The organism is Kitasatospora sp. NPDC059827 (assembly GCF_042731675.1).
Classification (GTDB): domain Bacteria; phylum Actinomycetota; class Actinomycetes; order Streptomycetales; family Streptomycetaceae; genus Kitasatospora.
Window position 1 is genome coordinate 49,703 of the sequence record NZ_JBHWIV010000049.1, and the last position, 16,003, is coordinate 65,705.

12 protein-coding genes and 1 pseudogene are annotated in these 16,003 nt (G+C 73.0%); 9 read left to right on the top strand and 4 right to left on the bottom strand.

Translation table 11 applies throughout. The features are described from left to right. Window positions 1-56: 56 nt before the first annotated feature. The 3 genes from ACFV8H_RS27105 to ACFV8H_RS27115 are packed head-to-tail and all read left to right on the top strand — an operon-like array spanning window position 57 to window position 2,487. Window positions 57-413, top strand: a complete 357-nt coding sequence (locus tag ACFV8H_RS27105) for a hypothetical protein (protein ID WP_380404790.1) — start codon at window positions 57-59, stop codon at window positions 411-413. Next, entirely contained in the window at window positions 410-1,378 is a 969-nt protein-coding gene (locus tag ACFV8H_RS27110; RefSeq protein ID WP_380404793.1) for a D-2-hydroxyacid dehydrogenase family protein, read from the top strand. Before ACFV8H_RS27105 ends, ACFV8H_RS27110 begins: the two co-directional genes overlap by 4 nt. Window positions 1,379-1,419: 41 nt before the next feature. Beyond that, window positions 1,420-2,487: a hypothetical protein gene (locus ACFV8H_RS27115; protein WP_380404796.1), complete on the top strand. Its 1,068-nt coding sequence runs from the start codon at window positions 1,420-1,422 to the stop codon at window positions 2,485-2,487. A gap of 25 nt (window positions 2,488-2,512) precedes the next feature. Here ACFV8H_RS27115 and ACFV8H_RS27120 read toward each other — a convergent pair whose 3' ends face one another. After that, window positions 2,513-4,102 carry a M4 family metallopeptidase gene (locus tag ACFV8H_RS27120; protein WP_380404798.1) on the bottom strand — a complete coding sequence of 530 codons (1,590 nt, stop codon included), beginning with the start codon at window positions 4,100-4,102 and terminating at the stop codon, window positions 2,513-2,515. A 168-nt stretch (window positions 4,103-4,270) separates the two neighbouring features. On the opposite strand from ACFV8H_RS27120, the gene ACFV8H_RS27125 reads away from it, so the two are divergent. Then, a complete protein-coding gene (locus ACFV8H_RS27125) occupies window positions 4,271-4,672 on the top strand; it encodes a GNAT family N-acetyltransferase (protein WP_380404801.1) in 402 nt (133 codons plus the stop codon). Between the two features lie 19 nt (window positions 4,673-4,691). Next, on the top strand, window positions 4,692-6,020 hold the full coding sequence (locus tag ACFV8H_RS27130) for a hypothetical protein (protein ID WP_380404804.1): 1,329 nt from the start codon (window positions 4,692-4,694) through the stop codon (window positions 6,018-6,020). Between the two features lie 35 nt (window positions 6,021-6,055). On the opposite strand, the gene ACFV8H_RS27135 is transcribed toward ACFV8H_RS27130, so the two are convergent. Further along, entirely contained in the window at window positions 6,056-8,194 is a 2,139-nt protein-coding gene (locus tag ACFV8H_RS27135; RefSeq protein ID WP_380404807.1) for an amino acid adenylation domain-containing protein, read from the bottom strand. A gap of 203 nt (window positions 8,195-8,397) precedes the next feature. On the opposite strand from ACFV8H_RS27135, the gene ACFV8H_RS27140 reads away from it, so the two are divergent. The 4 genes from ACFV8H_RS27140 to efeU all read left to right on the top strand — a co-directional run bounded on the left by ACFV8H_RS27140 (window position 8,398) and on the right by efeU (window position 12,841). Next, a complete protein-coding gene (locus tag ACFV8H_RS27140) occupies window positions 8,398-9,213 on the top strand; it encodes an ABC transporter ATP-binding protein (RefSeq protein ID WP_375895735.1) in 816 nt (271 codons plus the stop codon). Between the two features lie 179 nt (window positions 9,214-9,392). Continuing rightward, window positions 9,393-10,541: an iron uptake system protein EfeO gene (gene efeO, locus ACFV8H_RS27145; protein WP_380404810.1), complete on the top strand. Its 1,149-nt coding sequence runs from the start codon at window positions 9,393-9,395 to the stop codon at window positions 10,539-10,541. A 109-nt stretch (window positions 10,542-10,650) separates the two neighbouring features. Beyond that, window positions 10,651-11,973, top strand: coding sequence for an iron uptake transporter deferrochelatase/peroxidase subunit (gene efeB / locus ACFV8H_RS27150; RefSeq protein ID WP_380404813.1), 1,323 nt, complete (start codon window positions 10,651-10,653; stop codon window positions 11,971-11,973). 34 nt (window positions 11,974-12,007) lie between these two features. Then, window positions 12,008-12,841, top strand: a complete 834-nt coding sequence (gene efeU, locus ACFV8H_RS27155; protein ID WP_380404816.1) for an iron uptake transporter permease EfeU — start codon at window positions 12,008-12,010, stop codon at window positions 12,839-12,841. Window positions 12,842-13,173: 332 nt separating this feature from the next. Here efeU and ACFV8H_RS27160 read toward each other — a convergent pair whose 3' ends face one another. Both ACFV8H_RS27160 and ACFV8H_RS27165 read right to left on the bottom strand, forming a co-directional pair. Beyond that, entirely contained in the window at window positions 13,174-15,762 is a 2,589-nt protein-coding gene (locus ACFV8H_RS27160; RefSeq protein WP_380404819.1) for an ABC transporter permease, read from the bottom strand. A gap of 59 nt (window positions 15,763-15,821) precedes the next feature. Then, window positions 15,822-16,003, bottom strand: a pseudogene (locus tag ACFV8H_RS27165) (ABC transporter ATP-binding protein); the annotation flags it as partial.

Genomic DNA, 16,003 nt, shown 5'->3' on the forward strand with positions numbered 1-16,003 from the left:
CGGCCCTGCTGCGCGGCGGAGTTGGCGGCCGGGCCGGATCGACTAGGCTGCCCGCCATGGAGCAGGAGCAGCCGGTGGGCGAGCCACCGGGCCCGTTGACTGCCTTCGACGGCCGCATCGTCCTCGACCCGGCCACCCGGATCGCCGCCGTGGACGGCCGGGAGGTCCGGCTCACCCGCCAGGACGCCCGGCTGCTGCGCACCCTGATCGAGCTCGGTGCAGGGATGCACAGCCTTCGGGACATCCAACTCCACTGCTGGGAAGACCTGTTCGACCCCCGCGAGCTGCGCCACCCGATGGCGCTCCTGCGGGCCAGGCTCGGCGAGCCCTGGTGGATCGTCCGGGACCGGGACCGGGACCGCTACGGACTGCGGCCCCCCGGCCCGCCGCCGTCTGGGAAGCTGCGGGCATGACGTTTCCGCTCCTTCGCTGCGCCGTCCTGGACGACTTCCAGAGCGTCGCCACCAGCTCCGCCGACTGGACCCCGGTCGCCGACCGGGTCGAGGTGACCGCCTTCCGTGAGCACCACGCCTCGGAGGAGGAACTGGTCGCCGCGCTCGCCGGGTTCGACATCGTGGTCACCCTGCGCGAGCGGGTGCCGTTCCCCGCAACGCTGTTCGCCCGGCTGCCCCGCCTCAAGCTGCTGGTCGCCTCCGGCATGCGCAACTCGGTGATCGACCTCCGGGCCGCCGAGGCGCACGGCGTCACCGTCTGCGGTACGGCCAGCTCCGGCACCCCGCCGGTCGAGCTGACCTGGGCGCTGCTGCTGGGCCTGGCCCGCGGCCTCGTCCAGGAGAACACCGCGTTGCGCGAGGGCGGGCCCTGGCAGAGTACCGTCGGGGCCGATCTGCACGGCCGGACGCTCGGAGTGCTCGGCCTCGGCCGGATCGGCGCCGCTGTCGCCCGGGTCGGGCTGGCCTTCGGCATGGAGGTGCTGGCCTGGAGCCGGAGCTTGACCGACGAGCAGGCGGCCGCGGCGGGTGTGCGCCGGGCCGCCTCGAAGGAGCAACTGCTCGGGGAGAGCGACTTCGTGTCGGTCCACCTCGCGTCGAACGCGGGCACCCGGGGGCTGATCGGCGCCGCCGAGCTCGCCCTGATGAAGCCGGAGGCCTACCTGGTGAACACCTCCCGGGCGGCGATCGTCGACCAGGACGCGCTGCTCGCGGCCCTCACCGGCGGCCGGATCGCAGGGGCCGCCGTGGACGTCTTCGACGTCGAGCCGCTGCCCGCCGACCACCCGATGCGCCGCGCGCCCCGGCTGCTGGCCACCCCGCACCTGGGGTACGTCTCGCAGGAGAACTACCGGCGGTACTTCACCGAGGCGGTGGAGGACATCGTGGCGTTCCTGGCGGGTGAGCCGATCCGCCGTCTGGGCTGACGCTCGCGCCCCGCCCCGGCCACCGGTCGCATACTGACGGCATGACGAGCGGAGACGGTGGCCGGGGTACGGGCCGACGCGTGGTGCTGCGGGCGGGTGCGTCGGCGGTGCTGCTGGGCGCGGCGGGGTGTACGAGCGGCGCGAAGTCCGCCGTGGCCCCGGCGAGTTCGACACAGGACCCGACGCTGACAGCAGCCCCGACAGCAGCCCCGACAACGACCCAGGCAGCGACCCAGCTGCCCAACCCGCCACTGTGGCAGCCCGGCCCCGGCGAGATCCAGCCCGACGTCAAGCGCCGCGCCGTCGAGCTGGTCGCCGCGCTCGGCGCCTGGCCGCCCGGCGGGCAGGGGGCCGGGGCGGCCCGGGCCCGGGTGGCGGCGCTGGGCCTGCCGCCGGGCCTGGCGGACGGGGCCGGGCGGCTCGCCCCGGCGGTGCCGGAGGCCGCCCTGGAGGTGGTCGACGCCCAGTACGGCGGGATCCTCGCCGACTCGGCGAGCGTGCTGGTGGTCTGCCGCCAGTGGACCAGGCAGCCGGACGGCTCGGTGGCGGCGGGCGGCATCACGGTGGACGTCCGGCTGAGCCGGGCCGAGCCCCGCTGGACGGTCACCGCCGTGCACCCCGGCGACCCGGGCCCGGCCGCCGCGTCACCCGCGTCACCCGCGTCACCCGCGCCACCCGCCTCACCCGCCGCACCGACCCACGCGGTGGCGAAGGTGCTGGCCGAGCCGAGGATCGAGCTGCCGCCCGAGGCCGCCGCCGACCTGCTCAGCGGCACCGTCCACGACAGCGTCCTGACGGCGATGCTGCGGCTGGCCGGCCCGTACGCGCTGTCGGTGAGCGTGGTGCGCACCGGTCACCCCCTGGACGTCTTCGGGACGACCCGGCCCAGCGACCATCCGCTGGGCCGGGCCTTCGACGTCTGGCGGATCGACGGCCGGGCCGTGGTGGACCCGGCTACGCCCCGGCAGCTGATCGAGTCCTTCATGCGGGACGCGGCGGCGGCCGGTTCGTACAACGTGGGCGGGCCGGTGGCGATCGCGGGCGTCGGCAACCAGTTCTTCACCGATGACACCCACCACGACCACGTCCACGTCGGGTTCACCAGCTGATCCGACAACGTCGGCCGGACGGAACCTAGTTGACGTTGACGCCGCTCCAGGCCGCCGCGACCGCGCTGTACTCGGTGCTGCCGGCGCCGTAGAGGTCGCGGGCGGCGTTGAGCGAGGCGGCGCGGGCGCCCTTGTAGTTGGTGGTGGAGGTCATGTAGACGGTCAGCGCGCGGTACCAGATCTTGGCGACCTTCTGGTTGCCGATGCCGGTGACCGTCGACTTGTTGCAGGTGGGGCTGTTGTAGGTGACCCCGTTGATGGTCTTGGTGCCGCTGCCCTCGCTGGCGAGGTAGAACCAGTGGTTGCCGACGCCGGAGGAGTTGTGGACGTCCAGCTTGCCGACCGAACTGCTCCAGCAGTCGGCCGACTTGCCGTCCAGCGAGGGCTTGTCGAAGCGGCGCAGCCACGGCGGGGTGGACTGGTCGCTGAACAGGTAGTCGCCGGTGTCGATCTTGTTGTTGGCGTACCACTCGACCATGGTGCCGAAGATGTCGCTGGTCGACTCGTTGAGGCCGCCGGACTCGCCGCTGTAGCGCAGGTTGGCGGTGGCGCTGGTGACGCCGTGGGTCATCTCGTGGCCCATGGTGTCGAGGTCGACCTGCTCGGGGTCGGTGGTGCCGTCGCCGTCGCCGGTCATCATGCAGAAGCAGCTGTCGGACCACTGGGCGTTGTCCCAGTTGGTGCCGACGTGGACGAAGACGGTGGCGCCCTTGCCGTCGTTCTTGATGCCGTTCCGGCCGTGCACGTTCTTGTAGTAGTCGTACGTCCAGGCGGTGTTGGCGTGGGCGTCGACGGCGGCGGTGGCGCGGTTGGTGGAGAACTTCTTGCCGTCGCCCCAGACGTTGGTGGTGCTGGTGAACGGGGTGCCGGAGCTCGCCTTGATCGAGCTGGCGGACAGGTTGCCGGCGTCCTTGGTGACGTGGCCGCGGACCGGGTCGGTCAGGGTGTAGCCGCCGTTGGCCGGGGTGGTGTCGACGGTGACCTGGCCGGTGTACTCGGAGTTGCCGGTGCCGGCGGCCTGGTGCTCGGCGTCGTAGGACTCGATCTGCTCGCCGGTGGTGGCGTCGGTGACGACGACCTTGCCGGCCGGCTGGCCGTGCTCGCCGGTGCCCTCGACGACGGTGCGCCAGGCCAGTCGCGGGGTGCCGTCGGCGGCCCAGACGACCAGTTCGGGGCTGCTGGTGGCGTCCCGGACGCCGGGGGCGGCGGAGATCGCGTTCGCGGCGCCGGCCTGGGCGGGGACCTTGGGGACGGTGGTCTTCACGGCGGCGTCGTGGGCGGCGGCCCGGGAGGTGTCCTTGAGCCTGCCGCGGGCGTCCTGGTGGACGACCAGGTCGCCGCCGACCACCGGAAGGCCCTGGTAGGTGCGGTCGAAGCGGACGTGCGAGGCGCCGTCGGCGTCGAGGACGACGTCCTTGAGGACGAGGTCCTGGCCCGCGCCGTAGCCGAACACCCCGGCGTTGTGGGTGACGTTGGCGCGGGCCTGGGCGATCGCGGCCTCGCGGGTGGCGGGGGCGGCGGAGGCCGTGGTGGGGACGGCCACGGCGGCGAGGGCGGCGACGACGGCTATCGCTCCGGCCGTGCGGGCACGGCGGGAGGAGGAGTTGGGGCTCACTCTGACTCCGGTGGGGGTGGGGTGCAGGGAAAGGGGCTGCAAAGAGCTGCGACCGAGATTGACGGCGATCAGTCAGGTCGGGCTAGAGGAAAGGTCATAACTTTGCCAAGTTGTGTCCTGTTCCAATCAAAAATGATCGGAACTTAACAAGCCGTCTACGCTGCCGTCGTGACGATCGACTACCAGTGGCGCGGAGCGCTCACCGACCCCGAACTCGACCGCCTGCACGCGGACGGCTTCGGCCACCCCGTCGAACCCGGCCACTGGCTGGCCCGCCTGGCACGGCACAGCCTCGGCTGGGTCACCGCCCGGCGGACCGCCGACGACGCCCTGGTCGGCTTCGTCAACCTCGCCTGGGACGGCGGCACCCACGCCTTCCTGCTGGACACCGTGGTCGCACCGGCCGCCCGGCGGCACGGCGTCGCCACCCGGCTGGTCGGCGAGGCCGCCGACGGCGCCCGCAGGGCCGGCTGCGCCTGGCTGCACGTCGACTTCGAGCCCCACCTGCGCGCCCTCTACCTCGACGCGTGCGGTCTGCGCCCCACCGAGGCGGGGCTGTTGGCGCTCTGACGCCCTATGCTTCCGCTCCATGGACGGATGGGTGGGGGCCTGGACCGACGGGCGGGCGGCGGTGCACCTCGGCAATGTCGCGGACTTCAACGCCCAGTTCTTCGCCCCGGGCATGGACGCCGCGCAGCGGGCGCGGCGGCTGCGGCAGGCGCACCACTACGCCTGCCTGGCCGTCGGCTACAGCCCGGAACCGGCCGTGCTGGTGCTGCCCGCCGAGGTCGACCGGGCCTGGACCGACTGGCTGGGCCGGGAGTTGGGCTGGGGCCCGGTCGAGGTGCACACCGGGGTGGCGGGCGACCGGACGCTTGCCGAGGCGCTCGCCGCCCGCCCCGCACTGGCCGCCCGGATCGCGGACTCCGGCCACCCGGTGGTCAGTTGGGGCCGTACGGCGGCGCAGGGCGAGGGGCCCGAGCTCGACGCCGTCCGCCGCTACGAGTCCAAGGCCGCCGCGCACGGGCTGTTCGCCGCCCTCGCCCCCGAGCACCCCGGGATCGTCGTCCCCGCCCAGGAGCGCGTGGAGAGCCGTCGTCGCGCCGCGCGCAGACTCACCGTCCGGGCCGTCCGGGGCCTGACCACCGTCCTCAAGAGCCCGTACGGCGTGGGCGGTTACGGCACCGTCGTGGTCGAGCCCGCCGAGCTGTTCGCCGCGGGCGGCGGGGGCGCCCTGCTGCGCCGCCTGGTGCGCTCCGAAGTCCTGCCGCCGGAGGGCGAGTTGCTGCTGGAGGAGTTCGTGGACCCGGGCCCGTCCGCCCGGCTGCGGGACCTCACCTACGACGCCGTGATCGGCGCGGACGGCACCGTGCACCCGGTCGGGGCCGGCGTCATGGAGGTGGCCGGCACCCGCTACCAGGGCGTCACCGTCGGCCCCGGCACCGTACCGCGGGCCGCCGCCGACACGGCGCGCGGCTTCGCCCTGGCGGTGGGGGAGCGGCTGGCCGCCGAGGGCCACCGCGGCTGGTACGACGTCGACTTCGTCACCGACCGGCAGCGCCGCCTCGCCCCCACCGAGATCAACCTGCGGCTCACCGGCCCCGCCGTCGCCTTCGTCCTGCGCGAGCGGCTGGACCGGGTGCGCGGCCCCGGCCACCTCGTCCGCACCCTGGACGCGCTGCCGCTCGGCGCCCGGCTCGCCCCCGAGGCGCTGCACGAGCACCTCGACCGGCTGCGCCCGCGCTGCGCCCGGCTCGGCGTCACCCTGCTGCCGCTGATCCCGACGGCGGCCCACGACCCGGAGCCCGCCGTCGGCCTCGCCCTGGCCGGGCCCGACGCCGAGGCGCTGGACGCCGCGCAGGCGCTGGTCGAGGCGGCCAACGGCGCGCTGGCCGGGATGTTCGAGGCGTTGCGCTGAACGCCGGCCCGCAGGCAGGAGCTTGAGGACGGACCCTAGTGCCTCCTCCCCGCCTTCTGCTTCTGCACGGTCTTCGGCCGGCTGAGCAGGAAGACCACGACCACCATGGCGGCCAGCATCAGCGGGACGTTGAAGACGTAGACCATCACCACCTCGCGGGTCCAGTCGTTGGCCGCGGTGAGCCGGTAGAGGTTGTCCTGGGGCCACCAGGAGGCGAGCAGCCAGAAGATCGACAGGTAGGTGACCACGGACAGCCTGAACGACCGGCCCTGCCGCAGGACCGAGGGGAAGCCGAAGAACAGGAAGGCCATCCCGGCGCCGAAGGAGAGGTTCTCGAAGAAGTAGAGCAGCTCGAACCAGGTGTGGTAGCCGCCGTCGGGCACTGCCGAGAGGTCCGTCGCGCCCTTGAAGAAGACATTGGTGAGGCCCCACGCGAAGAACGCGACGACGATCGCGATCGCGACCGCGCAGCCGATCGGGTCGGAGTCCGAACCGCCGCGCCCGCCGCCGCCCTTGCCGCTCCGCCCGGCCCCGCCCTTGCCGCCGCGCCCGCCTCCGGCCTTGGCCGAGCGCGGGGCGGTGTGCCCCGGCGGGGCGGGCAGCGGCAGCTTGGAGCGGTCGAGCTTCCCGGCGCGGGTGCGCGGCAGTTCGGGGACGACGACCACGGCGGTGGGGTTCGAGAAGCCCCTGAGCTGGGTCAGCAGGTACTGGGTGAGCGACCAGCCGTCCGTCCCGTCCCGGTCCGGCGCCCCTTGTACGGGCACCGCGTAGCCGACCAACTGCCGCTGTCCGGGCCGCACTTCCATCTCGACCACGGCCGCTTCCCGCACCTTCGGGTGGGTGCGCAGCGCGCCCTCCGCGCGGGCCGCCACCTTGACCCGGGCGACCACCGTGGTCGGCCGGTCCGCGCCGAGCGGTCCGACCACGGTGGTGGCCCGGCCGACGAACTCCAGTACGCCGTCCTCCCGCAGCACCCCGAGGTCGCCGGTCAGCAGCACCCGACCGTCCGGATCGAACCTCGCCCGGATGAAGCGGCGGGCGGTGTCCACCGGCCGGCCCAGGTAGCCGCGGGTCAGGCCGGAGCCGGCGACGGCGATCTCGCCGACCCGCCCGGGCGGCACCGGGGTGGCCCGGGGGCCGAGCACGTACACCCGGGTGCCGGGGAACGGCCGGCCGACCAGCGAGACCCGCTCCGCGCCGGGGGCCGCGGCCGCGCCGCGCACCTCGAACCAGGTGCTGTCGACGGTGGCCTCGGCCAGGCCGTAGACGTTCAGCACCCTGGTGCCCTCGCCGAGCAGCCGTTGCAGCGCCAACTGCTCGTCCAGGTACCACTTCTCGGCGCCGACGGTGAGCAGCCGCACTCCCGGCAGCCCGGCGCGGGTCGCGGACAGCAGGTCGGTGAGCCGGCGCGCGGTGCGGACGTTCACCTCCATGACCGTGATCCGCTCCTCCGCGACCAGCGCGGGCAGCGCGGCGAGGTCGGCCGTGCGGTCCAGAGTGAGGTTGAACGGGGTGACCACCAGGGTGGCGCCGGTGCCCAGCGCGCGCACCCAGTCGGCGGTGAAGACGTCGAACTCCAGGCTGGCCGTCTGCAGGATCCGGTCCTCGGGCGTCAGCCCGTACACCTCGCGCCAACCCGCGTACGCGGCCAGCAGGTTGCGGTGCTCGACCAGCGCGCCGGTGGGCAGGCCGGTGGAGCCGGAGGTGTAGAACACGCAGGCGAGGTCGCCAGGTGTGACCTCGGGCCGCTCGAACCCGCCGTCCGGCTGGTCCTGGTCGTCGACGCAGACCACCTCGGCGCCGCCCGCGTCCGCGAGCCGGACCAGGTGGCGCCGCTCGGTGACCACCAGGCGGGGCGCGGCGTCGGTCAGCACGTGCCGCAGCAGTGCGTCGGGCGCGGTCGGCTCCAGCGGCACGAAGGCGGCGCCCGCCTTGAGTACCGCGAGCAGCGCCACGTACACCTCGGTGCCCCGGCCCAGCGCGACCGCCGCCAGGCCGCCGGGGGCCAGCCCGCGCCCCACCAGTACGGCCGCCAACCGGTCCGCCCGGGAGTCCAGTTCCCCGTACGTCAGCTCCGCCTCGCCGCAGCGCACCGCCACGGTGTGCGGCGACCGGCGGGCCTGCCGCTCGACCAGACCGTGCAGACTGCCCGCCGGTTCCTCGTCCGCCACCATCACGCCTCCCCCTCGCCCCCACGGAAGAGCACCATGTTCCTCCCAACTCCTCCCGCACGACAGGGTTCTGGACGGTTCACTCCTCGGACGGCCCGGCTCGGCCCCGGCCGACGGTTGTACGGTGCACACGGACGGTCGGCGCCGGGCCGGTCGGGTACGGCGCCCCGCCCCCCTGACCGGCACCACGATCGGAGAGTTGCCCCATGGCCCCGTCCTTCGACGGCCCGCTGCTGCGCACCCAGGACGTCGACGTCGTGCGCGACGGCCGGCACCTGCTGCGCGGCATCACCCTGGAGATCCGGCCCGGCGAGCACTGGGCACTGCTCGGCCCCAACGGGGCGGGCAAGTCCACCCTGCTCGCCCTGCTCGGCGCGGTCTCCCACCCCACCCGCGGCACGGTGGACGTGCTCGGCCGCCGGCTCGGCCGGGTCGACATCCGCGAGCTGCGCGCCCACCTCGGGCACGTCAACCCGCGCCACCCGCTGCGCTCGCCGCTCAGCGTGCGCGAGGTGGTGCTCACCGGCCACACCAACACCATCGAGCCGGAGTGGCACCGCAAGCCCGCCCCCGAGGCGGTGGAGCGGGCCGAGCAGCTGATCGAGACCCTCGGCATGGCCGCGATGGCGGACGCCCCGTGGACCACGCTCTCCCAGGGCGAGCGCGGCCGGGCCCTGATCGCCCGCGCGCTGATGCCCAGCCCCCGCCTGCTGCTGCTCGACGAGCCCGCCACCGGCCTCGACCTGACCGCCCGCGAGCTGCTGCTGGACAGCCTGGACCTGCTGCGCCACCAGCACCCCGAACTGGCCAGCGTGCTGGTCACCCACCACCTGGAGGAGCTGCCGGAGAGCACCACCCACGCGCTGCTGCTGCGCGAGGGCGAGTGCCTGGCGGCCGGTCCGGTGGACGAGGTGATGACCACGGAGCTGATCAGCGCGACCTTCGGCCACCCGATCCGGATCAGCCGCCAGGACGGCCGCTGGACGGCCCGCGCCGCCGCCCGCCGCGCGCCGGGGAGGTAGCGGTCCACCGGGGGCACGGCGCAGGGGCCGGGAGGTAACGGTTCGGGCAGGGCAGGGGGCCGGGTATGGACGGTAAAGACTTCTTACGTAAGGTATGCCTTAGCTAATCAGGAGGCACCGGCCCGGCCGGCGCTTTACCCGGCCTTGGCACCCCCATGCCCTTTTCCGTTGGAGCCCCCATGTCCGCCCGCCGCCGTTCCACCGCAGCCGCGCTGCTCAGCCTCGCCGTGGCCACCGCCGCCCTGGCCGGCTGCGCGTCGAAGAAGGACGACAAGGCGGGCGGCTCGGACGCGGTCAAGGTCAACGCCACCGACACCGCCTGCGAGGTCTCGAAGACCAGCTTCCCGGCCGGTCACGTGGTGATCGACATCAGCAACAAGGGCTCCAAGACCACCGAGGTCTACGTCTACGCCGCCGGCGACAAGATCGTCACCGAGCGGGAGAACATCGGCCCCGGCACCAAGGCCAGCATCAACGCCGAGATCAAGGCCGGCAGCTACGAGGTCGCCTGCAAGCCCGGCATGGTCGGCGACGGCATCCGCCAGAAGATCACCGTGACCGGCGACAGCGGCAGCGCCGCCCCCGCCGACCCGCGCCTGGCCGCCGCCGTCGACGCCTACCGCAAGTACGCCCAGGAGCAGGCCGACGCCACCGTCCCGGCTGTCGAGGCCTTCGCCGCCGCGATCAAGGGCGGCGACCTGGAGAAGGCCAAGTCGCTGTACGCCCCCTCGCGCACCGGCTGGGAGCGCACCGAGCCGGTCGCCGAGAGCTTCGGCGACGTCGACCCCAAGACCGACACCCGTGAGGACAAGCTGGAGCAGGGCCAGGCCTGGACCGGCTGGCACCGACTGGAGAAGGCCCTCTGGGCCGACGCCAGGATCGGCGACGAGGAGAAGACCCTCGCCGACCAGCTGGTCACCGACCTCAAGGACTGGCAGAAGAAGATCCCCGAGGCGGAGATCACCGCGACCAGCATGGCCAACGGCGCCAAGGAACTGCTCGACGAGGTCGCCACCAACAAGATCACCGGCGAGGAGGACCGCTACAGCCACACCGACCTCGCGGACTTCCAGGCCAACGTCGAGGGCGCCCAGAAGGCCTACGAGCTGTTGAAGCCGGTCGCCGCCGAGAAGGACCCGGAGCTGTCGAAGACCCTCGACTCCGAGTTCACCGCCATCAACGCCCTGCTCGCCAAGTACAAGCAGGCCGACGGCACCTTCACCCCGTACGACAAGGTCACCGAGGCCGAGCGCAAGACCTTCTCCGACGCGGTCAACTCGCTGGGCGAGCCGCTGTCGAAGCTGGCCGCCGCCGTCGTCGTCAAGTAGCCGACCGGCACCGGGAGTCCGGCACCCCCAGCAGGTCCGGACCTCCAACAGCTCCAACAGCTCCAGCAGTTCCAGTAGTTCAGCAAGAGTGAGAAGGGCCCGCCCGCCGATGGACGCCGAGAACGAGCAGCAGCAGGGCGCTCCGGCCGCTGCCGCCACCGCCAACCCGGCCGCTGCCGCCAACCCGGGCGCGGTCAGCCGCCGCGCCGTCATCGGCTGGGCCGGCGCGGGCGTCGCGCTCGGTGCCGCGGCCGTCGGGTCGGTCGCGGCGGCGAGCCGCCAGGACGACGACCCCGTCCCGGCGGCCGCTGCGACGGTCGCCGCGGAGGTCCCGTTCTACGGCGACCACCAGGCGGGCATCGCCACCCCCGTCCAGGACCGGCTGCACTTCGCGGCCTTCGACGTCTCCGAGAAGGCCACCCGGGAGTCCCTGGTCAAGCTGCTCAAGGAGTGGACCAAGGCGGCCGCCGCGATGACCGGCGGGCGCGAGGTCGGCACCGGCGCCGTCCCGGCCTCCGCCGAGGCCCCGCCGGACGACACCGGCGAGGCCCTCGGCCTGCCGGCCTCCCGGCTCACCCTCACCATCGGCTTCGGCCCCGGCCTGTTCGAGAAGGACGGCGTCGACCGCTTCGGCCTCAAGGCCCAGCGTCCCGAGGCCCTGATCGAGCTGCCCAACTTCAAGGGCGACAAGCTCGACCCGCTGCGCAGCGGCGGCGACCTGTGCGTCCAGGCCTGCGCCGACGACCCGCAGGTCGCGGTGCACGCGATCCGCAACCTGGCCCGGATCGGCATGGGCACCGTCAACATCCGCTGGTCCCAGCTCGGCTTCGGCAAGACCTCCTCGACCACCCCGGACCAGCAGACCCCGCGCAACCTGATGGGGTTCAAGGACGGCACCCACAACATCGCGGGCAGCGACGGCGCCAACCTCGCCGAGCACGTCTGGGCCGCCCCCGGCGACGGCCCGGAGTGGATGACCGGCGGCTCCTACCTGGTCGCCCGGCGGATCCGGATGCACATCGAGACCTGGGACCGCGCCCCGCTCAAGGACCAGGAGGACACCTTCGGCCGCACCAAGGGCGAGGGCGCCCCGTACGGCAAGGCCAAGGAACACGACGCCCCCGACCTCAAGGCGATGCCCGCGACCTCGCACGTCGCCCTGGCCCACCCGGACGCCAACAACGGCCTGATGATCCTGCGCCGCGGCTTCTCCTTCACCGACGGCACCGACGGCCTCGGCCGCCTGGACGCCGGACTGTTCTTCCTCGCCTACCAGCGCGACACCCGCAAGGCCTTCGTCCCGCTCCAGCAGCGGCTCGCGGCCACGGACAAGCTCAACGAGTACATCCAGCACGTCGGCTCCGCCCACTTCGCCTGCCCGGCGGGTGTCCGCAAGCCGGGGGAGTGGTGGGGTCAGGCCCTCTTCGGCTGAGCCTTCCCACCTCCAACACCTCTAGGAGTCAGCCGTGTTCGGCAACTACCTGATCGGCCTGCGCGAAGGCCTCGAAGCCAGCCTGGTCGTCTGCATCCTGATCGCGTACCTGGTCAAGACCGACCGCCGGGACAAGCTGCCGCCGGTGTGGTTCGGCGTCACCGCGGCCGTGGTGCTCTCCATGGTCTTCGGCGCCGTCCTCCAGTTCGGTTCCTCGCAGCTCACCTTCGAGGCCCAGGAGGCGCTCGGCGGCTCGCTGTCGATCATCTCGGTCGGGCTGGTGACCTGGATGGTGTTCTGGATGCGGCGCACCGCCCGGCACCTCAAGACCGAGCTGCACGGCAAGTTGGACGCGGCGATCGCGATGGGCACCACGGCGCTGGTGGTCACCTCCTTCCTGGCGGTGGGCCGCGAGGGCCTGGAGACCGCGCTGTTCATCTGGTCCGCGGTGCAGGCCACCGACGACGGCTGGAACCCGCTGGTCGGCGCCGCGCTCGGCCTGCTCACCTCGGTGGTGCTCGGCTGGCTGTTCTACCGCGGCGCGTTGAAGATCAACCTGGCCAAGTTCTTCACCTGGACCGGCGCGATGCTGGTCGTGGTCGCGGCCGGCGTGCTCGCCTACGGCGTCCACGACCTCCAGGAGGCCGGCTGGTTGCCCGGCCTGCACGCCACGGCCTTCGACATCTCCAGCACCATCCCCAAGGACAGCTGGTACGGCACCCTGCTCAAGGGCGTGTTCAACTTCCAGCCGGACCCGACGGTGCTCCAGCTGGTGGTCTGGCTGGCCTACCTGGTGCCGACCCTGGCCGTCTTCTTCAACCTGTTCGGGAACCGGGCGAAGCCCGTCGCCGCCAAGCCGGCCGCCTGACCCGGCGGTCGAGCGCACGCCGCACCGCAGAACTCACCGCACCGCCCCGCCCGGCACCCCGCCGGGCGGGGCGGTGTCGTTCCGGCGCGGTGCCCCGCGCCCCCGTGTTCCGGGTTCGGAGTCACACCCCCACCCCACCCCGCGATGCCGGTCCCCGGGACGAGACGCAGGGGCGAGCCGCGAGGACGAGACGTGCGGACGCGAGGTAGGGACGAGACGTACGGACGCGACGTAGGGACGAGGGGGCGAGCACCCGGGCAGGCGCGAGCGCCAAGGCCGGAGCCCCGGACGGTTGTGACCGTCCGGGGCTCCGTGGGTGACGCGGGGTGGGGCTACTGGCTCTTGATCGCGTCCAGGATGTCCAGCTTCGCCGCCCGGTAGGCGGGCCAGAGCGCGGCCAGCAGGCCGATCACGGCGGCCGCGAGCAGGAAGCCGCCGATCTGCAGCGGCGGCACCACGGTGCTGATGCCCTTGAGGTCGCCGGCCATCGTGCGGACGACCGCCCAGGCGGACAGGATGCCCAGGCCGACCCCGACGAGGCCGCCGAACAGCGCGATCAGCAGGGACTCCAGCCGGACCATCCGGCGGATGCCGAGCCGGTCCAGGCCGATCGCCCGCAGCATGCCGATCTCCCGGCGGCGCTCGAACACCGACATCGCCATGGTGTTGACCACGCCGAGGACGGCGATCACCACGGACATGCCGAGCAGCCCGTACATCAGGTTCAGGATGCTGTCGACGGTCTTCCTGCTCTCCGACTTGATGTCCTTGTCGCCCTTGACGGCGATCAGCGGGTTGCCCCCGGTGGCGTCCCGGAGCGACTGCTTGAGCTGCTCGGTCGCGCCGTTCGTGCCCTTGACGAGGATCTTGTCCAGGCCGGAGCCCGGCTTGGCGTGCGGGCCGACCACGGCCTCGGGGGCGATCAGGCTGGCCAGCGCGGTGTTGGCCTCCAGGACGCCGCCGACGGTGAGTGCGCCCTTGGTGCCGTCCGGGTAGGTGACGGCGAGGGTGTCGCCGAGCTTGTAGCCGGCGCGCTCGCTGCGGCCGGAACTGACCAGCAGCTTGCCCTGCTTGAGGGCGTCCGCGGAGCCCTCCTTGATCTTGACGGTGGCGAGCTGGTCGATGGTGGCCGCGTCGACCGCGGTCAGCCACTCCTGGTTCCCGTCCTCCTCGCCCTGGCCCTGGCCCTTGGCCTGGCCGACGGTGACGGGGAGCCCGCGCTCGGTGCTCATCACGCTGACGCCGGGCGTCCTGGCGACCTGGGCGGCGACGTCGTCGGAGAGCTTCGAGCCGTTCTGCATGGCGACGGTGTAGTCGGCCTTGATGTCGCTGTCCGTGGAGTTGTCCACGGCCTTGTTCACCGAGGCGCCGATCACGGTCAGGGAGGTGATCAGGGTGACGCCGATGGTCAGCGCCGAGGCGGTGGCCGCGGTGCGGCGCGGGTTGCGGACGGCGTTCTCCTGGGCGAGCTTGCCCGGGGTGCCGTAGACGGCGCGCAGCACGGGGGCGAGCAGCGCGATCAGCGGTCGGGACAGCAGCGGGGTCAGCACGAACACGCCGAGCAGCAGCGCGGCCGCGCCGAGGCCGACCAGCTTGACCTCCTTGCCGCTGACGCCGGCGGCCAGCGAGCCCAGTCCGGCGACCGAGAACAGCAGCCCGATGGTGTTGCGGACCACCAGGCTCTTCTGGGTGGCGGGCTGCTCGGTGGCGCTCATCGCCGCCACGGGTGCGATCCGGGAGGCCCGGCGGGCGGGCAGCCAGGCGGCCACCAGGGTGACCAGCACGCCGGTCGCGAGCGAGGTCAGGACGGTGAGCGGGGCGACCAGCAGCGGGCCGTCCGGCAGGTTGGCGTCCATCGGGCCGTTGAGCAGCGCCTTGAGGCCGAGGGCGATGCCGATGCCGGCCAGCAGGCCGCCGACGGAGGCGGTGAGGCCGACCAGGACGGCCTCGATCTTCACCGAGCGGGTGATCTGCCGGCGGGTGGCGCCGACGGCGCGCAGCAGCGCCAGTTCCCGGGTGCGCTGGGCGACCAGCATGGAGAAGGTGTTGGCGATGATGAAGACGCCGACGAACAGCGCGATGCCGGCGAAGCCCAGGAAGAAGGTGTTCAGGACCTTGGTGAGCTTGCCGATCATCTTGTCCTGCTCGGCGGCCAGTTCGCGGCCGGTCTTGGCCTCGATGTTGTCGGCCTGGGGCAGCGCCTGCTTGACGGCGGTGAGCAGGGCGGCGTCGTCGGTGCCGGGCTTGGCCTTGACGTCCAGCTCGGCGAAGCGGCCGGGGCTCAGGTAGAGCGACTGGGCGGTGGCGGTGTCGAAGGCGGCCAGCGAGCCGCCGGCCATCACCCGCGGGTCGTTGGTGTGCAGGGTGCCGGTGAGCTTGAGCTGCATCACCGGCCCGTTGACCGCGACCCGGACGGTGTCGCCGACCTTGTAGCCGCCCTTCTCGGCGGTCTTGGTGTCCAGCGCGATCTCGGTGGCGTCCTTGGGGCCGCGGCCCTCGACCAGCGGGTAGCGCGGGTCGGTGCCGTCGGCGCCCGGCACGTAGTTGGTGCCGGTGGTGGAGAAGCCGTTGCCGATCAGCGCGCCCTTCTTGTCGGCGATGCCGGCGAAGCCGCTGACGACGCCGCGGGCCTCGGCGGTGCCGGGCAGCGCGGCGACCTTCCGCCGGGTCTCCTCGGTGAGGTTGGGGGTGTCGGCGGCGACGGCGCCGACGTCGTAGCCGTTGCCGACGGCGGCGTTGTCGCTGACCGTGACGGCGATGTCGGCGTAGCTCTTGGAGTTCTGGGTCCGGAGGGCCTGGCCCATGGTGTCGGTGAAGATGAGCGTGCCGGAGACGAAGGCGGTGCCGAGCATGACGGCGAGCATCGTCATCAGCAGTCGGCCCTTGTGGGCCAGTACGTTGCGCAGTGCGGTGCGGAACATGGGGGAGCGTCAGTCCTGGGGGTACTCGGGGGCAGGTGGGCTCGGACGTGCGAACGGGCTCAGCTGGTGCGGCCCTTGGCGTCGAAGCGGCGCATGCGGTCCAGGACGGTGTCGGCGGTGGGGTTGTGGAGTTCGTCGACGATTCGGCCGTCGGCGAGGAAGACGACGCGGTCGGCGTAGGCGGCGGCGACGGGGTCGTGGGTGACCATGACGACGGTCTGGCCGAGTTCGCGTACGGAGT

Excerpts from the sequence above, each read along its gene's own strand:
- ACFV8H_RS27105 (WP_380404790.1), top strand. The coding sequence starts at position 57 with ATGGAGCAGGAGCAGCCGGTGGGCGAGCCACCGGGCCCGTTGACTGCC.
- ACFV8H_RS27110 (WP_380404793.1), top strand. The coding sequence starts at position 410 with ATGACGTTTCCGCTCCTTCGCTGCGCCGTCCTGGACGACTTCCAGAGC.
- ACFV8H_RS27115 (WP_380404796.1), top strand. The coding sequence starts at position 1,420 with ATGACGAGCGGAGACGGTGGCCGGGGTACGGGCCGACGCGTGGTGCTG.
- ACFV8H_RS27130 (WP_380404804.1), top strand. The coding sequence starts at position 4,692 with ATGGACGGATGGGTGGGGGCCTGGACCGACGGGCGGGCGGCGGTGCAC.
- ACFV8H_RS27135 (WP_380404807.1), bottom strand. The coding sequence starts at position 8,194 with ATGGTGGCGGACGAGGAACCGGCGGGCAGTCTGCACGGTCTGGTCGAG.
- ACFV8H_RS27140 (WP_375895735.1), top strand. The coding sequence starts at position 8,398 with ATGGCCCCGTCCTTCGACGGCCCGCTGCTGCGCACCCAGGACGTCGAC.
- efeO (WP_380404810.1), top strand. The coding sequence starts at position 9,393 with ATGTCCGCCCGCCGCCGTTCCACCGCAGCCGCGCTGCTCAGCCTCGCC.
- efeB (WP_380404813.1), top strand. The coding sequence starts at position 10,651 with ATGGACGCCGAGAACGAGCAGCAGCAGGGCGCTCCGGCCGCTGCCGCC.
- ACFV8H_RS27160 (WP_380404819.1), bottom strand. The coding sequence starts at position 15,762 with ATGTTCCGCACCGCACTGCGCAACGTACTGGCCCACAAGGGCCGACTG.